At 72.1% G+C, this 14353-nt stretch carries 13 protein-coding genes and 1 pseudogene; 2 read left to right on the forward strand and 12 right to left on the reverse strand.

Annotated features, from left to right (window positions below; all coding sequences use genetic code 11):
- Positions 1–430, forward strand: a pseudogene (locus AC5LUJ_RS18235) (ATP-binding protein); the annotation flags it as partial.
- A gap of 99 nt (positions 431–529) precedes the next feature.
- Here AC5LUJ_RS18235 and AC5LUJ_RS18240 read toward each other — a convergent pair.
- The 5 genes from AC5LUJ_RS18240 to AC5LUJ_RS18260 form a co-directional block, all read right to left on the reverse strand.
- Positions 530–1858, reverse strand: a complete 1329-nt coding sequence (locus tag AC5LUJ_RS18240) for a glycosyltransferase family 4 protein (protein ID WP_250283811.1) — start codon at positions 1856–1858, stop codon at positions 530–532.
- Between the two features lie 165 nt (positions 1859–2023).
- Positions 2024–3178: a glycosyltransferase family 2 protein gene (locus tag AC5LUJ_RS18245; protein ID WP_493465353.1), complete on the reverse strand. Its 1155-nt coding sequence runs from the start codon at positions 3176–3178 to the stop codon at positions 2024–2026.
- Positions 3175–3798 (reverse strand): acyltransferase, encoded by a 624-nt coding sequence (locus tag AC5LUJ_RS18250; RefSeq protein ID WP_250290867.1) that lies wholly within the window; start codon positions 3796–3798, stop codon positions 3175–3177. Before AC5LUJ_RS18250 ends, AC5LUJ_RS18245 begins: the two co-directional genes overlap by 4 nt.
- Positions 3799–3878: 80 nt before the next feature.
- A complete protein-coding gene (locus AC5LUJ_RS18255; RefSeq protein ID WP_250283806.1) occupies positions 3879–4796 on the reverse strand; it encodes a glycosyltransferase in 918 nt (305 codons plus the stop codon).
- 47 nt (positions 4797–4843) lie between these two features.
- Positions 4844–5671 (reverse strand): 2OG-Fe(II) oxygenase, encoded by an 828-nt coding sequence (locus AC5LUJ_RS18260; protein ID WP_493465354.1) that lies wholly within the window; start codon positions 5669–5671, stop codon positions 4844–4846.
- Positions 5672–5952: 281 nt separating this feature from the next.
- On the opposite strand from AC5LUJ_RS18260, the gene AC5LUJ_RS18265 reads away from it, so the two are divergent.
- On the forward strand, positions 5953–7239 hold the full coding sequence (locus AC5LUJ_RS18265) for a glycosyltransferase family 4 protein (protein WP_493465355.1): 1287 nt from the start codon (positions 5953–5955) through the stop codon (positions 7237–7239).
- Here the strand turns inward: AC5LUJ_RS18265 and AC5LUJ_RS18270 are convergent.
- The 7 genes from AC5LUJ_RS18270 to AC5LUJ_RS18300 form a co-directional block, all read right to left on the reverse strand.
- Positions 7187–7327: a type II toxin-antitoxin system RelE family toxin gene (locus AC5LUJ_RS18270; RefSeq protein ID WP_493465356.1), complete on the reverse strand. Its 141-nt coding sequence runs from the start codon at positions 7325–7327 to the stop codon at positions 7187–7189. The two genes, AC5LUJ_RS18265 and AC5LUJ_RS18270, sit on opposite strands and share 53 nt — an antisense overlap.
- Before the next feature lie 123 nt (positions 7328–7450).
- Positions 7451–7738 (reverse strand): type II toxin-antitoxin system Phd/YefM family antitoxin, encoded by a 288-nt coding sequence (locus AC5LUJ_RS18275; RefSeq protein WP_493465357.1) that lies wholly within the window; start codon positions 7736–7738, stop codon positions 7451–7453.
- Between the two features lie 129 nt (positions 7739–7867).
- Positions 7868–9055, reverse strand: a complete 1188-nt coding sequence (locus AC5LUJ_RS18280; protein ID WP_493465358.1) for an amidohydrolase family protein — start codon at positions 9053–9055, stop codon at positions 7868–7870.
- On the reverse strand, positions 9055–11151 hold the full coding sequence (locus tag AC5LUJ_RS18285) for an O-antigen ligase family protein (RefSeq protein ID WP_250283796.1): 2097 nt from the start codon (positions 11149–11151) through the stop codon (positions 9055–9057). Before AC5LUJ_RS18285 ends, AC5LUJ_RS18280 begins: the two co-directional genes overlap by 1 nt.
- On the reverse strand, positions 11148–12269 hold the full coding sequence (locus AC5LUJ_RS18290) for a hypothetical protein (RefSeq protein ID WP_493465359.1): 1122 nt from the start codon (positions 12267–12269) through the stop codon (positions 11148–11150). The genes AC5LUJ_RS18285 and AC5LUJ_RS18290 overlap by 4 nt, the downstream gene beginning before the upstream one ends.
- Before the next feature lie 292 nt (positions 12270–12561).
- Complete coding sequence (locus AC5LUJ_RS18295; RefSeq protein ID WP_493465360.1) at positions 12562–13179, reverse strand: acyltransferase; 618 nt, start codon at positions 13177–13179, stop codon at positions 12562–12564.
- A gap of 5 nt (positions 13180–13184) precedes the next feature.
- Positions 13185–14300, reverse strand: a complete 1116-nt coding sequence (locus AC5LUJ_RS18300) for a DegT/DnrJ/EryC1/StrS family aminotransferase (RefSeq protein ID WP_250283790.1) — start codon at positions 14298–14300, stop codon at positions 13185–13187.
- Between the last annotated feature and the right edge of the window lie 53 nt (positions 14301–14353).

The following is a 14353-nucleotide window of genomic DNA, read 5'->3' on the forward strand; positions in this document are numbered from 1 at the left end:
ATTCACCGACTTCTGGACGGAAAGCGGCGAGATCCTCGCCTCCGGCCGGCGTTACCCCGAGGCCGCCCCCCAGCTCGTCCTCATGGGCTTCCTCCAACGTGTCGTCAACGGCGGCGGCTACGTCACCCGCGAATACGGCATCGGCCGCGGCCGCATCGACCTGCTCATCCGCTGGCCCTACACCACCCCCGACGGCAAACGCCACTGGCAACGCGAAGCCCTCGAGCTCAAGGTCTGGCGCGCCGGGCGCGCCAACCCGCTGCGCACCGGCCTGAAACAGCTCGACCACTACCTCGACCGGCTGGGCCTCGACACCGGTGTCCTGGTCCTCTTCGACACCCGACCCGACGCCCCCGACATCACCGAACGCACCACCATCACCACCACGACAAGCCCCGCCGGCCGCACCATCACCCTCATGCAGGCCTGACACGCCAGAAAAGCGGTAACGGAAGGTAACTTCCGTCCGCATCCGGGTTCTGGCGTTCCACCGCCCGCTACCGCCCGCGGTGAGCGGGCGCTTCGGACGTCACCAGCGGCCCCGCCGGCCGTTCACCGCGGCGAGCGTAGCGGCCCCCGCCACCAGGAAGGCCGCCGTCGAGGCCGCGGCCTTCCGCCAGGACGCCGGTCGCCGGCGCGGCCACGACCGCGTTCCGGCTGCCGTGTCGGTGCTGGTGGCGCCCAGCAGGTGGTCGTAGACGGCGACGTATCCGGGGGCCTGCAGCCGCCAGTCGAGGACCTCGACGGCCCGCTCCCGGCCCTGGCGGCCGAGCTCACGGCGACGTTCGGGGTCGTCCAGGAGATCCGTGACGGCCCGGGCGAACCCCTCGAGGTCCCCCGGCTCGACGTAACAGGCCGTGTAGCCCGCGGACACCCTGGTCTCGGTGAGGTCGAAGGTGACGACCGGCACCCCGTAGGCCATGTACTCCATGGTCTTGTTCATGGTCGACACCTCGTTCAGCGGATTCGCCGGATCCGGGCCGAGGCCGACCGCGGCGGTCCGCAGGTACTTCTCGATCGTGACCGCGTCCGCCCTGCCGGTGAAGGTCACGTAGTCGTCCAGGCCGAGCTCGGTGGACAGCGCGCGCAGCTCCTCGAAGCAGTCACCGAAACCGAGCAGGGCGACGTGGATGTCCTCCCGGCCGTCCTTGTGGACAAGAATGTCGAGCGCGCGCAGGACGGCGTCGACACCGTCCTGCGGACCCATCACCCCGAGGTAGACGGCGAGGTGGCGCCGGCCACGGCGCAGGTCCGGCGAGTCCGCGCCCGGCCGCATCCGGTCGGTGTCCGGGCCGCTGCGTACCACCGTCGTGTCGGCGTGGTCGCGCCGGCCGCGTCCCATCGCCACCAGCCGGTAGGACTCGTTGGTCGAGATCACGTGGTCGGCGAGGCGGTAGGTGATGCCCTCGAGCAGGTAGAGGCCGCGCAGCAGCAGGTCGGACGGGCGGTCGAAGCGGGACCGGTACACCTCCGGGCACAGATCGTGCTGGTCGTAGACGAACTTCGTCCCGGTGAGCTTGTAGGGGGCGGCGAGCAGCGCGTAGGTGTCCGGCGGGTTGCACGCCTGGATGACGTCGAAACCGATCTCGCGCCGTACCCGGACGGACAGCCTGGCCGTCCTCAGCCAGCACACGACGAATTCGGCCAGATAACCACGGACGCCGGGCCTGGTCTTCGGGGCGTCGTATTTGTGGAGATGGACGCCGTCGAGCTCCTGGTAATCGGGATCCTGCGGCCCGCGGGGGCAGATCACCGACACCGTGTAGCCGGCCCGGACAAGTTCCTGGCATTCCAGCCAGACCCGCCGGTCCAACGGTACCGGCAGATTCTGCACAATGATCAGGACACGCTTGTTCACCTTCGGTCGCCCCCCGGACGCCGGTGGCCCGGGTTTTCACCCGCCGCCACACCTGAATTGCATGACATTCCTGACAGCGGTCCCGGTGGCACCGGGCGGGTGGCCTGGACGTGCTTTTCCGCTCGTCCGGTCCGCCCGTCCGGTCCGCCCGTGACGAGCTCGGGGTCAGCCCGCGGTCGGCCGGTCCGCGGCGGCCGGCGACGGCGGGTATCCCGGTTGCCATTCCCGGCGGCTCCGCCAGACCCCCACCCAGGCGCCGGCGGCCGACGCGGAACGTCCCGGCCCGGATGCGGCCGGCCGCGCCGCACCCGTCGCCGCCGGTGCTGTCGCCGCAGGTGCCGGTGCTGTCGCCACAGGTGCCGGTGCTGTCGCCGGCCGCGCCGCCCGCAACCGGCGGGTGAGCACCGCCAGCGCCGCCCGCACGGCCACGCCGAGGGTCAGCAGCGCGAGCGCGGCCCGCTGACGCGCGCCCGGCTCGAAGTGATCGCGTACGAACGTCGCCTTCGCCCGCATCACCATGATCATTTTGTCCGAGCGGCGGGCCGAGGAGGCGCCCACATGGTGGATGACGGTGGCGTTCGGCGTGATCACCGGGCGCCAGCCGGCGCGGCGGGCCCGCACACTGAGATCCGCGTCCTCCCCGTACATGAAGTAGCGGGGATCGAACCCGCCGAGAGCACCGAAGACGGCCCGTGGGACCAGCAGCAGGCAGCCGGTGACGACACCGACCTCACGGACGCTGTCCCGGCGCCACCGGCCCAGCGACTCCGGGTCGAACAACGCCGAGCCCTTGCGCCAGGTGCTCAGCCCCAGGCCGAAACACGCCAGGCTCCACAACGTCGGCACGCCCCAGCACGAACTCGGATCCAGCGAGCCGTCCGGACGCAGCGTCCGGCCACCGTAGATGCCGTGTCCGGGCCGGGCCCGCGCGAACGCGAGCAGCGCGCCGAGCGCGTCGTCGAGAACGACCGTGTCCGGGTTGAGCAGCAGCAGGTACTCGCCCTTGGCACGCTGGGCGGCGAGGTTGACCGCCCGTCCGAAACCGAGGTTGGTCCCGGACTCGACCACCTCGACGTCCGGGAAGGCGGCGCGGACGCGTGCCGCGGAGGAGTCGGTCGACGCGTTGTCGACGACGATCACCTCGTACGAGGTGTCCCTGGTCTGCTCACGCAGGGATTCCAGGCACTTTACGGTGAGCTCCGCGGTGTTGTACGAGACGATCAGTACGGAAACCTCGACGCCGGCCCTGACGGCGGCCCCGGCGCTGGTCTCGGCGCTGGTCTCGGCGCTGGTCTCGGCGCTGGTCTCGAGACCGGTCATCCCGGCTCACCCCGCTTCCCCACGACCCGCGCCGGCGCCCCCACCGCGATCGAGCCGGGCGGCAGCGACCGGGTCACCACCGAACCCGCGCCGACGACACACCCGTCGCCGATCTCCACACCGGCGGTGACGACCACCCGGGCGCCGAGCCAGACGTCCCGGCCGATCCGGATGTCGCGTTCGCGCCTGGGCTGGTGCATGACCGGGACGTCCGGGGCGATCTGGTAGTCGGAGGCCGTGACGAACACCTCCGGGCCGAACAGCGCGTATTCCCCGATGTCGATCCGGCCGGTGCTGTCACCCGCCCACAGGTAGCAGCGCTCACCGATGTGGGCGTGGTCGCCGATGCTGATCCGCTCGCCGTTGCGGATGGAGACGTTGGGCGCCAACCGCACCCCCCGGCCGCGGGTCAGCAGCGCCTTCTGCCGGGTGTGGGAATAGGAATAGAAATGCAGGATGCGGAACAGATGCGCGTAGGGACGCGGGTCCAGCAGCGATTTCACGGCGTTGAGCCGCCGCGTGCCGGCCGCCTTCCCCCGCCTGGCCGCGCTCCCCTCGGCTGTTTTCCCCCGGAACGCGCTCCCCCGCATCGTGGCCCCCTCGGCCGTGCCCCCGTTCACGGACGGGCTCCCATTCGCGGACGCGTTCCCGCTCACGGACGGGCTCCCATTCGCGGACGCGTTCCCGCTCACGGACGCGCTCATGCGGCCGCTCCGTTCACCCGGCTGCTGGCATCCCGTTCCCAGGTGCCCAGCTGCCCGCGTCGGACCTTGCGCCGGGCCAGCAGCTGGGCCACCGCGGAGATGGCGACATAGGCCGGGACGGCGGTGACCAGCGCCGGCTCGGCGCGCACCACGGCGAGCCAGCCGGGCAGCCGGCCGGGACGCGCCACCCCGGCCGTACTCGACCCGGCCGTACCCCCGGCCGGGGTGGCCGTGCCCGCGGCCGGGGTGGCCGGCGCCAGGCCCAGCCGCCGCATCTCGATGTTGCCCGCGTACACCCGGATCTTGCGTAACACCAGGTCACGGGCGGTACGCGCGGGATGGACGAGGAACTCGGTGCCGGAAACGGTCCGGCGCTCGTCCGCCGTGAAACGGTGATACAGGAAGAAGTCGTCCGCGATCGCCTCCGGGAACCGGTCGAACCGGGCCCGGCCCCGCTCGCTGACGCCCACCACACCGGAACCGACATGGTTGTCGCGGGTGTAGGGCAGCTTCAGCCAGATGCGGTAGTAGTCCCGGACGGCCCGGCTCACCCCGGCCGTGGCGACCCGGATCCGCGGGGCGGCCGCGAGCGCGGGGCCGGCCCGCAGCACCTCGGCCACCCGGAGCAGGTCGCCGCCGCGGACCTCGATGTCGGCGTCCACGTAGAAACGCGGGAAGCCGGTCGCGGTGTCGTCACCGAGGTTGAGCGCGCCGGCCTTGCCCGGCCGGGGTGCCTCCACCACCCGGGCCCCGGCGGCGCGGGCGAGCTCAGCGGTGCGGTCGGTGCAGCCGTTGCAGACGACGACGATGTCGATCTCCCCCGGGCGGACGCCGTCGGCGAGCCGCTCCAGGCAGCGGCCGATCACCGTCTCCTCGTTGTGCGCGGGTATGACGACGCTGGCGAGAACGGTCACGTGGTCACCTGCCCCAGCCCCCCTTCCCGGATCCGCCGGCCGGGCGCTCAGCGCCCCGCCTGGCGGCGGGCGCGCAGCGTGCGGGCGGCGTCGACGAGCAGGGGCGGGGCGGCCCGGCGGGCGATGTCCTGGGCGCGGGCCAGCCCGGTCGGGCGGATCTCCTCACCGGGGCGGGCCCGGAACAGCGTGGTGTGGTCCGGTGACGCCTCGTCGGCCGGCCGGCCGTTGGTGTAGTAGTACCAGGCCAGCGAGCGCCGGGTGACCCCCTCCGGGGAACGCAGCGGATCCGGGTGGCCATGGTAGGAGTGGTCGGTGGTCGCGAAGACCACGAACCTGTTGAACAGCGGCGCGATCCGGTGGACGGCTTTTGTCATGTCGCGGTCCCACAGCTCCAGGTGGCCGCCCCAGGAGTCGTCCCAGTCCTCGTTCAGGTACAGCAGCACGTTCAGCCGCCGGTCCACGCCGAGCCGGCGGTGCCGGTTGAAGTCCGCGTGCACCTTCAGGAAACCGCCCCGGACGATCTGGTGCAGACCGCCGCCGACAAGATGCGGATCCGGCAGCAGGCCCGAAATCCCGGTCAGCTCCTCCAGGAAGTCGAGGAAGGGGCCGGAGTTGAACTGCTGGAGTATGTGCCGCAGCGGCGCCGGCATCAGTGTCTCGTCCGCCAGCGCGAGTTTGACCTCCTGGCTGGCGTCGAAACGCTGCCAGTCGGCGTCCCCCGGCTTCGGGAAGGCGTCGACGACCGCCCGCAGCGTCTCAGCGGGCAGAAAATCGTCGATGACGACGTGCCGGAAGGGCTGCGCCGTCTGAAAGGAGGCGCCGTATTTCTCCGCGAGCGGCCGCAGAGTCTCCCGGTCGAAATAGTAGTCGGACACGGTCCGTGGCAACGTGAAACAACCCCCCAAAGCCGTGGGCAGCTCCGGCGATTTCACCGGAACAGCTGCCCGCACTACACCCCGTCACTCCACGCACGCTCCGTAAGGTAACGCACCGGCGCGTGAGTGGCCCCACCTCGGCGCCCATACTGTAGACCATCCGGATGTGGCGCCGGACACGGCACATGCGGCAGCGGGTATCCGTCACGCGTTCACCGACGGCACCGAAGACCGGTTCACCCACCGCAATGGCGCGCTTCACGAGGGGGAGTTGTCTGTCGATGACCACGGGAATCACAACGAACGACACGGCCGCGGCCACGGCCACGGCCGGGGAACGGCCGCTGCGCGTCCTGTACTCGTTTCCGCACACCCTCGGCCGGCCGGGGATCTCCACGACCGCGTTCCACCAGGTCAGAAGCATGATTGACGCGGGTTTCGCGGTGACCGTGTACTGCACGAGCCTGGCGGGGGAACTCGACGGCGCGGCCGAGGTCGTCGAGACGATGGTCGCCCGGGGCCGGCGGATCCCGCACCGGGCCATCGGCGTCCGCCGCGCCTACGGCTACCACGACAGGCGTACCGCCCACGAACTCGCCACCCGCCCGTACGCCTACGACGTCGTGCACACCTGGCCCCGCGGCTGTATCCACACCCTGCGGACGGCGCGGCGCATCGGCCTGCCCGGGCTGCGCGAGGTGTGCAGCCCGCACAGCCGGTCCGCCTGCGGGCTGGCCGAGCAGGAGGCCGCCGCCTGCGGCATCCAGCTCCCGCGCGGGCACGCCCATCGCGGCACCACCGGTCATCTCCGCCGGGAGGACGCCGAGTACGACGCGGCGAGCACGCTGCTGTGCCCGTCCGACTATGTGGTGCGGACCTTCGCCGAGTACGGGGCCGACACCGGCCGGCTGGTCCGGCACGCCTACGGCTACGACCCGGCCCGGTTCTTCCCCACCGATCTCCCCCGCCCGGCGGACCGCCCGTTCACCATGGTCTTCGCGGGACGGGGCGAGCCGAACAAGGGGCTGCACTACGCGCTGCGCGCCTGGCGCGACGCGGGCGCCCCCGGCGAGCTGCTCATCTGCGGTGTGATCATGCCTGAGTACCGCGCGAGCCTGGGCGAGCTGCTGAGCCTGCCCGGGGTCCGGGAGCTCGGGTTCGTCGACGACCTCGGCACGCTCTTCCGGAGCGCGGACGCGCTCGTACTACCCAGCGTCACCGAGGGGAGCGCCCTGGTGACGCTGGAGGCCGCCGCCTGCGGCTGCGTCCCGGTGATCTCCGACGCCTGTGGCTCCCCGGCCCGGCACCTGGTCGACGGGCTGGTCCACCAGGCGACGGACACCGCGACACTGGCCGAGCACATCCAGCTGCTCGCCGAGGACCCCGCGACGCTCGCGACGCTGCGGCAGGGCTGCCTGGACGCCCGCGACCGGCACACCTGGGACGCGGCGGGCACCCGGCTCGCCGAGGTCTACCGCGCGGCCGCCCGGCCACGCCCGCCGCTCGGCGCCCCCGTCACATCGTCCGGTGGATCTCCCGGCGGTGGCCGACTCCCACGATCAGGATGATGAGCTGCCCGTCCACGATGTCGTAGATGATCCGGTAGTCGCCGACCCGCAGCCGGTAGCGGTCCTCGTAGCCGGCGAGTCTCCGCACGTTCGCGTCCGGGCGGCGCGGGTCGTCCCCAAGCAGGGAGGGCCCGCAGGATCGTCAGCGCGGCCGGCTGCGGGATGGCCCGCAGCTGCCTGACCGCCCGTTCACGCCACCTGAACGCGTACTTCACGCGACGCCCTGGTCAGGGCTGTCCTCGAAGATCGCGGCGATGGCCTCGGCCATGCTGTAGACGGAGGCGTCGGGGTTCTCCGCCAGGTCGCGGTCGGCCTCCCGGGCGAAGTACCGGTCGATGGCGTCCTCGAGAGCGTTGAAATCCTCGATGGGGACGACCGCGGCCACGGCCTGGCCGTTGCGCGTGATGACGGTGGGTGTTCCGCCCTGGGCGCGCGTGATGACCTCGGCGAAATGGGCGCGGGCGTCCCTTGCGCTCAGCTCGTTCTGGCTGTCGTCCACACCGGAAGCGTACCCTGAATTGTGTACACGCAGGATCGCTGGCCGGGACAGCTCACGCGTGGGACGCCCCGCCGGTGGGCGATGGCCGGCGGCGGGGCCGCCTCCGAGAACGGCCTCAGGGCGCGGCTGTCAGGACACCGGCCGCGGATCGGGCCGGCGGGCGGGCCCGGCCGGTGGCGACGGCGCCGCGGCCACCGGCCGGACGCCGGGCAGCAGGCGCGCGGCGTTGCCGGCGTACACCTGGCGCAGCACCTCGGGGGGAAGGTCCAGACCGTAGACAGCCCAGCGCCCCTGCGGCGGCGGCACCGACGGCGAGTACGTGAAGTGGTCGTCGTCGGTCTCCAGCAGCCGGAAGAAGGCCCGGTAGCCGTCCGCGGCCGGGGGGAAGGCGTCCGTGCCGAACAGCACCCGGTCGGCGAAGCGCTCGATGAACCGGCGGGCCACCCGCGGCTGGCGGCCCAGCTCGGCGGCACGGGCCGAGATGTCGACGCACAGGTTCGGGTAGGCGGCCAGCATCCGGGTGACCTCGCCGAGGTCCTCGGCCAGGCATCCGACGTGCGCCCCCACGAAGGTCGTGCGGGGATGGGCCGCCACCACCGACTCCAGCGCTTCGAGGAGGCGGGGCAGGCCCGGGCCGCGCAGCCCGGGCAGGGCGTTCAGGCCGGCGGCCCGGGAGGCGGTCGGGTGCCGGCGCAGCTCGTCGAGGCGTTCGTTGTGCCGGTCGGGACGGCGGAAGAACGCCACCGGGTCACCGACGTGGATGAGGACCGGCAGCCCGAGCTGCCCGGCCGTCCCGAACACGTCGGAGAGCCTGGGATCGTCCGGCAGCACCAGCCGGCCCCGGCCGTCACGGACCCGCATCCCGAGGTCCTTCCACACCTTCAGACCGCGCGCGCCGGCGGCGGCGGACGCGCGCAGCTGCGCGACCAGCTCCCCGGTCGCCCGCCGCGAACGCAGCAGCCCCCAGTCGAGGTGACAGTAGGTGACGAAACGTCCGGGGTGGGCGCGATCGTAGCGGTCGAGGTTGGCCGCCAGCTCCGCGCCCCACCGGCCGTCGAGGTTGACGATGGTCGTGATGTTGAGCTCGTCCATCATCGCCAGCAGCGCGCCGACGTCGTCGACCATCCAGGAGCCGTCCCGGCGCAGCCAGCGGCCCAGGTGGTTGTGCGCGTCCACGGCCGGGAACGCGGCCCGGCGGATCTCGGAGGCGGGTGTCCGCAGGGCCGGCTGAGGATCCCACCGCGACAACGGAGGGTCCGCGATACGCGCCCGCAGGAGAGCGATACCGGCTTTCCTGACGGTCTGGCGTGGGTTCATCAGGCAGCCTTTCGGATGGACGGTCTCGGATGTGTGGCCAGATACGCCGCCCGCCACCGCCCGGCCCGGGCGAACAGCCGCTCGGTCATCGGCAGGACGAACATGAGACCGAGCAGGCCGAGCACGAGCACCATGCCGAGAGCGCGTTTGCTGTTGCCGGTGACCAGGCTGGCCCGGCCGGGCATCAGGGCGGGGACCGCCGTGAGACGGGCGTTCGACTCCGGCGCGGCCGCCTGCTGGACGTCCTGGAGAGTCGTACCGACCTGGGTGGCCAGCTCCCGCATCTTGGCGACCGCGACATCGGGGTCGCTGCTCCAGACGGTGACGATGACGGTCGGGGCGTCCGGGGCCCCGGGGTTCTCCGGGGTGCCGATGGTCTCGGCCGCGACCACGTACTCGGCCCCGCGCTCCGCGCGGTTGAGATCGACGACGAAGCCCCGGCCGTTGACCCGTTCGGCGACCACCCGCACGATCGTCTGATTGCTCAGGTTGAAGGCCTGGTAGGGGTTGAGCGCGCTGCCGGCCTGGGGGAACACCGCGAGCGCGGCGGTCGCCTCGTACGTGCCCCGGGCCGACCGGACGTGCAGCATCCCGGCAGCCACGAGCAGGGCGACGGCCAGCGCCACGTACCAGCGGCGCAGCGCGAGGGCGGGCAGGTTCCAGATCCCCGGGTGCGGCAGCCCGGCGCCCGGCCACGGCCGGCCGGCGGCCCGGTGCGGCGCGGATCCGTCCCCGGTACGCCGCAGGCCCTCCAGCCGCATCAGCGCGCCGACGCTTCCGATCAGCAGGAAGGTGGTCAGGAAGACCATCGCGTAGCCGAGCGCGTCAAAAGTGACGAAGGACACCCCGACCGCGATGACGGCGCCGGCCAGCGTCTGCGCGAGGTTGCGCAGTTCGGGATCCTCGCTGTCCCGGCGCAGGCGACGGGCCAGCACGAAGGTGCCGACGAACAGCAGCAGCAGGACGCCGAGCCCAATGACACCGGTCTCGATCAGATGCCCCAGGTAGGCGTTGTCCAGCACCCGGTACTTCTCCGGCAGGAAGGTGCCGTAGCCGCGCCCGAGCCAGAAGGAGTTGTCGATGTAGACGCCTGCCGTGGCGTAGTCGGCCGTCCGGCCGGCCGCACTGTCGTCGTTACCGATGTTGAGGAACAGGTCGAAGATCGTCTTCAGGGTCCCGGGACTGGCCACCTGCATCGCGGCCAGGGCCACCGGGGAGAGCAGCAGGGCCCGTCGCCGCAGGCGCGCCGGCCAGGACGGCACCAGCACCAGCAGGGCGATACCGATCGTGAGGATGGCCGACCGGGACACCGACATCGGCAGGGTGAGACCGATCACGGCGACCTTGAGCCACGCGTTGCGCCGCCCCTCCGGCGGCGCGTACAGCGCGTAATGCAGCGCGAGCGGCAGGACCGCCGCGAGGACGACCCCGAACTCGATCGCGTGGCTCGCCGTCCCGGCCACCCGGACCAGGCCGTCCCGCCCGGAGATGAAGCTCTGGCCACCGCCGCTGAGACCGGGTATCCGGATGTAGCCGTTGATGTCGAAATGGAAGTAGAACTGCAACAGCCCGAAGATCGCCAGTACCGTGCCGGCGGTGCACAGCCGGCGCAGCAGGGTATCCAGCCGTGCCCGGTCCGGGACGCCGTCGAGGACGGTGAACGCCAGGCCGAGCGCGGCGCCGACCGTGAGCACCCCGCGGTCGGCCGCGCGGATCTCCGCGCCGGAGATGGGCCGTGTCATGGCCGCCACGTAACTGACCAGCACGGACAGGCCAAAGAGGGCCAGCAGGACGCGCGCCCCCTGCCCCGGCAGGGGCGGACGCTGCCAGGGCACCAGCCGGACCGCGACATACCAGACGAACAGCAGCATCCCGAGCAGCAACGCCGGGTTGCCGGCGGCGCCCAGCGGCGCGAAACGCATCCGCGCCGGGATGATGATCATCATGACCAGCAGGGCGGTGACCGCGACCACCGCGTCCCCGCGGCGTAACAGCTGCAGGCGCAGGTCCGCCGCCTCCGGCGCCGACCGCGGTACCCGCCGGGACGTGACGAACAGCCCCGTGCCACCGAGCGTCCGCCCGGACGAGGAGATCATCGGTTCGGCAGCATCCGGCGGCTGAACTCGGTGGTCTCCAGCTCCACGAACCCTTCCCAGCCGGTCTCGTCCGGCGCCGGGCCGGCCGCCCGCCGATGGTCGGCGGCATCCGCGGGGGCGGCGGCCCGCGCCGGTGGGAGGTCCGCGACGTCCAGCGGCTCCACCCGTTCCAGCAGCTCCGGCTGCCGCGGCTGCCGCGGCTGCCGCGGCTGCGGCTGCCGCGGCTGCGGCTGCGGTGGCTGCGGCTGCGGTGGCTGTGAGGAGCCGGGCCGCCGCGAGTGGAACGCCTGGCCGACCGTGGTCCTGATCGTCGGCTGCTCGCTGTAGCGCGGCTCACGGGCCTCGCCCGCGGACCGCGCACCGGCCGGGGAAAGCGCGTCGGCCGGGGCCGGCGAGCCCGCTGGGGCCCGTGTACCGGCCGGCGCCTGAGCCGCGGCCGGCTCCTGCGAGGATGCCGGCTCCTGCCCGGCGGCCGGGGCGGCGACGCCGAGGTCCCCGGCCCGCCGCCGGGCCCGCCGGAACGCCGCGCCCTCGGCCGCGAAAGCGGTCAGCATCGGTACCACCAGCGCCACCGCCGCACCCCCGGCGATCACCTTCTTCTTGGCGGAGCCACTGCGTACCGGCTCCAGGTCCGACACCACCGTGGCTGTGATCAGTACATCCGCCGGGGCACGGGCCTTGGTCTGCTGGTCCTTCAGCTCGGTCTTCAACAGCTCGATGAGGCCGTCCATGGTGCGGGACGCCACCGCCGGATCGTTGTCCTTGGTCTCCATCACCAGCAGCGGCGCCCCAGGAGCGGTCGGATCCGGCCCGATCGTGTAGGCGGCGGTCCCCCCGGCGTCGACCAGTTTCTGTGCCGCTTCCTCGTCCGTGAGAATACGCATGAGTACCGTGGCGGTGGCCGAGAGATTACCGCTGAACGCCAGGAAGGGGTTGGACGCGGTCGGCTCGTTCATCAACTTCACCGACGGTGAGAGTAACACGACGGTTGCTTTACCGGTGTAACTGTACGGCGTCGCACGGGCCATGAAACCAGCGGTCAGCGCAAAAAAGACAAAAAGCGGCAGCACCACGTACCAGCGGCGCGTGAGCACATAGAAAGAATCTCGCAGATACATGTCCCAGCCCCCCGGCGGCGAACGTCTGACGGCGGGTCAGCCGCCGTGGGACACCGGAACGACCGGCGTCGGACCGACAAGTCGTGGCACCCGTGAAGTACCCCCTCCCGATACCACCGTGGCCTCCCGCGTCCGGTGACGGAGCGGCCGGAGCCACAGAAGGATCACCGCTGACAGCCACGGGAACCGGAGGATACGGAGACAACCACGGAAGCGACCGATGTCACCGGAAGGGTACACATGGATACTTTAACCCGCCATCCCGCCCGGTTTCGTGGATCATCGTCGTTTTCTACGCCGGACGCAGCCCGGCGGGAGCGCCGGTTTCGATATCGGCCGGCCGGTGTTCGTACCGCCGCCCGCACGGGCAGGCCAGTTCGTCATCGAGCCGCTCACCGCACGCGCACACCCAGCCGGCCCGCCGCGCGGGATTGCCCACCACCAGTGCGTGCGCCGGCACGTCACGGATGACCACCGCGCCGGCCGCCACGAAACAGTATTCACCCAGCGTGGTGCCGCATACGATCGTGGCATTCGCGCCGATCGTGGCTCCCCGGCGTACCAGGGTCCGGTCGAGACGGTCGCGGCCCTTCTTCACCTCGGCCCGCGGGTTCATGTCATTGGTGAAAACCATGTTGGGGCCGAGGAAGACGTCGTCCTCGACCGTGACGAGATCCCAGACCAGGACCGCGTTCTTGATGGTCACCCGGTCCCCCACCACGGCGCCGGACTCCACGAACGCGTGATCGCAGACGTTGCAGTCCCGGCCGATCCGGGCACCGGCCATGACGTGCGCGAACGCCCAGACCCGGGTGCCGGCGCCGACCTGGTCGCTTTCGCACAGCCCCCGGGGATGGACGAAGACGGCCCCGCGGCCGTCCGGCACGTCGGCCATGGCGCTGCTGGTCACGGCGGTCACCGCAGCGCCTTCCGCAGCTCGTCGACGACCCGCGTCTGCTGCTCCGCGGTGATCTGAGGGTACAGGGGCAGGGACAGGATGCGCCGCGCGGACCGCTCGCTGACGGGGAAGGCGCCGGCCGCGTACCCGAGATCGGCGAACGCCTCCTGACGGTGCACCGGGACCGGGTAGTGGCTGCCCGCCCCGACACCGGCGCCGTGCAGACGCTCCAGCACGGCGTCCCGGTCGTCCACCTCGATGACGTACAGGTGCCAGACGTGGGTGTTGCCGGGCAGGACCACCGGGGTGGTGACGGCCCCGGAGGCGGCCAGCTCCGCCAGCAGCTCACCGTAACGGGCGGCGGCGGCGGCGCGGGCGGTGTTCCAGGCGGCCAGCCGGGCGAGCTTCGCCCGCAGCACCACGGCCTGGAGCGTGTCCAGCCGGGAGTTGACCCCGAACCGGCCGTGCACGTACTTGCGGTCGCTGCCGTGGTTGCCGATCGTGCGGGCCGCCGCGGCGACCTGCGCGGACGTCGTCAGCACGGCACCGGCGTCACCGTAGGCACCGAGGTTCTTGCCGGGGTAGAAGCTCGTTCCCGCCGCCGCCCCGAACGTGCCCGCGTGCCGGCCGTGCCGGGTGGCGCCCTGCGACTGGGCGGCGTCCTCGACCACCACCGCCCCGGCCGCGGCGGCCGCCGGCAGCAGCTCCTCGACCGGGGCGGCCTGGCCGTAGAGGTGCACCGGGATCACGGCCGCCGTCCGGGCGCCGATCGCCGCCGCGGCGGCGGCGGGGTCGATCAGGTAGGTGGCCGGGTCGACGTCCACGAGCACCGGACGGGCACCCGCGCGGACCACCGCCTCGGCGGTGGCGATGAACGTGTTGGCGGGCAGGACCACCTCGTCGCCGGTGCCGATCCCCAGCGCACGCAGCGCGATCTCCAGGGCATCGGTGCCGTTCCCGACGCCCACGCAGTGGCTGATGCCGAGGAAGTCGGCGTACTCCTGCTCGAAAAGGGCGACCGGCTTGCCACCGATGAACGCGCCCGTCCGCATGACCTCGGCGAGGGCGGGCTCGATCTCGGCGGCGATCTCCTGGTGCTGGGCCGGGAGATCCACCAGGGGGATAGGGGTCATCGTCGTCCTCACAGTCACGTCAACGATCGTCAGATGCGGCAGTCGGCAGGGGG

It is taken from the genome of Protofrankia sp. CiP1_Cm_nod3 (assembly GCF_982290655.1).

What these genes read in the sequence shown, in the direction of transcription:
- AC5LUJ_RS18245 (WP_493465353.1), bottom strand. Translation starts at nt 3,178, where the DNA reads ATGACCGGTCTCGAGACCAGCGCCGAGACCAGCGCCGAGACCAGCGCC.
- AC5LUJ_RS18265 (WP_493465355.1), top strand. Translation starts at nt 5,953, where the DNA reads ATGACCACGGGAATCACAACGAACGACACGGCCGCGGCCACGGCCACG.
- AC5LUJ_RS18280 (WP_493465358.1), bottom strand. Translation starts at nt 9,055, where the DNA reads ATGAACCCACGCCAGACCGTCAGGAAAGCCGGTATCGCTCTCCTGCGG.
- AC5LUJ_RS18285 (WP_250283796.1), bottom strand. Translation starts at nt 11,151, where the DNA reads ATGATCTCCTCGTCCGGGCGGACGCTCGGTGGCACGGGGCTGTTCGTC.
- AC5LUJ_RS18290 (WP_493465359.1), bottom strand. Translation starts at nt 12,269, where the DNA reads ATGTATCTGCGAGATTCTTTCTATGTGCTCACGCGCCGCTGGTACGTG.
- AC5LUJ_RS18300 (WP_250283790.1), bottom strand. Translation starts at nt 14,300, where the DNA reads ATGACCCCTATCCCCCTGGTGGATCTCCCGGCCCAGCACCAGGAGATC.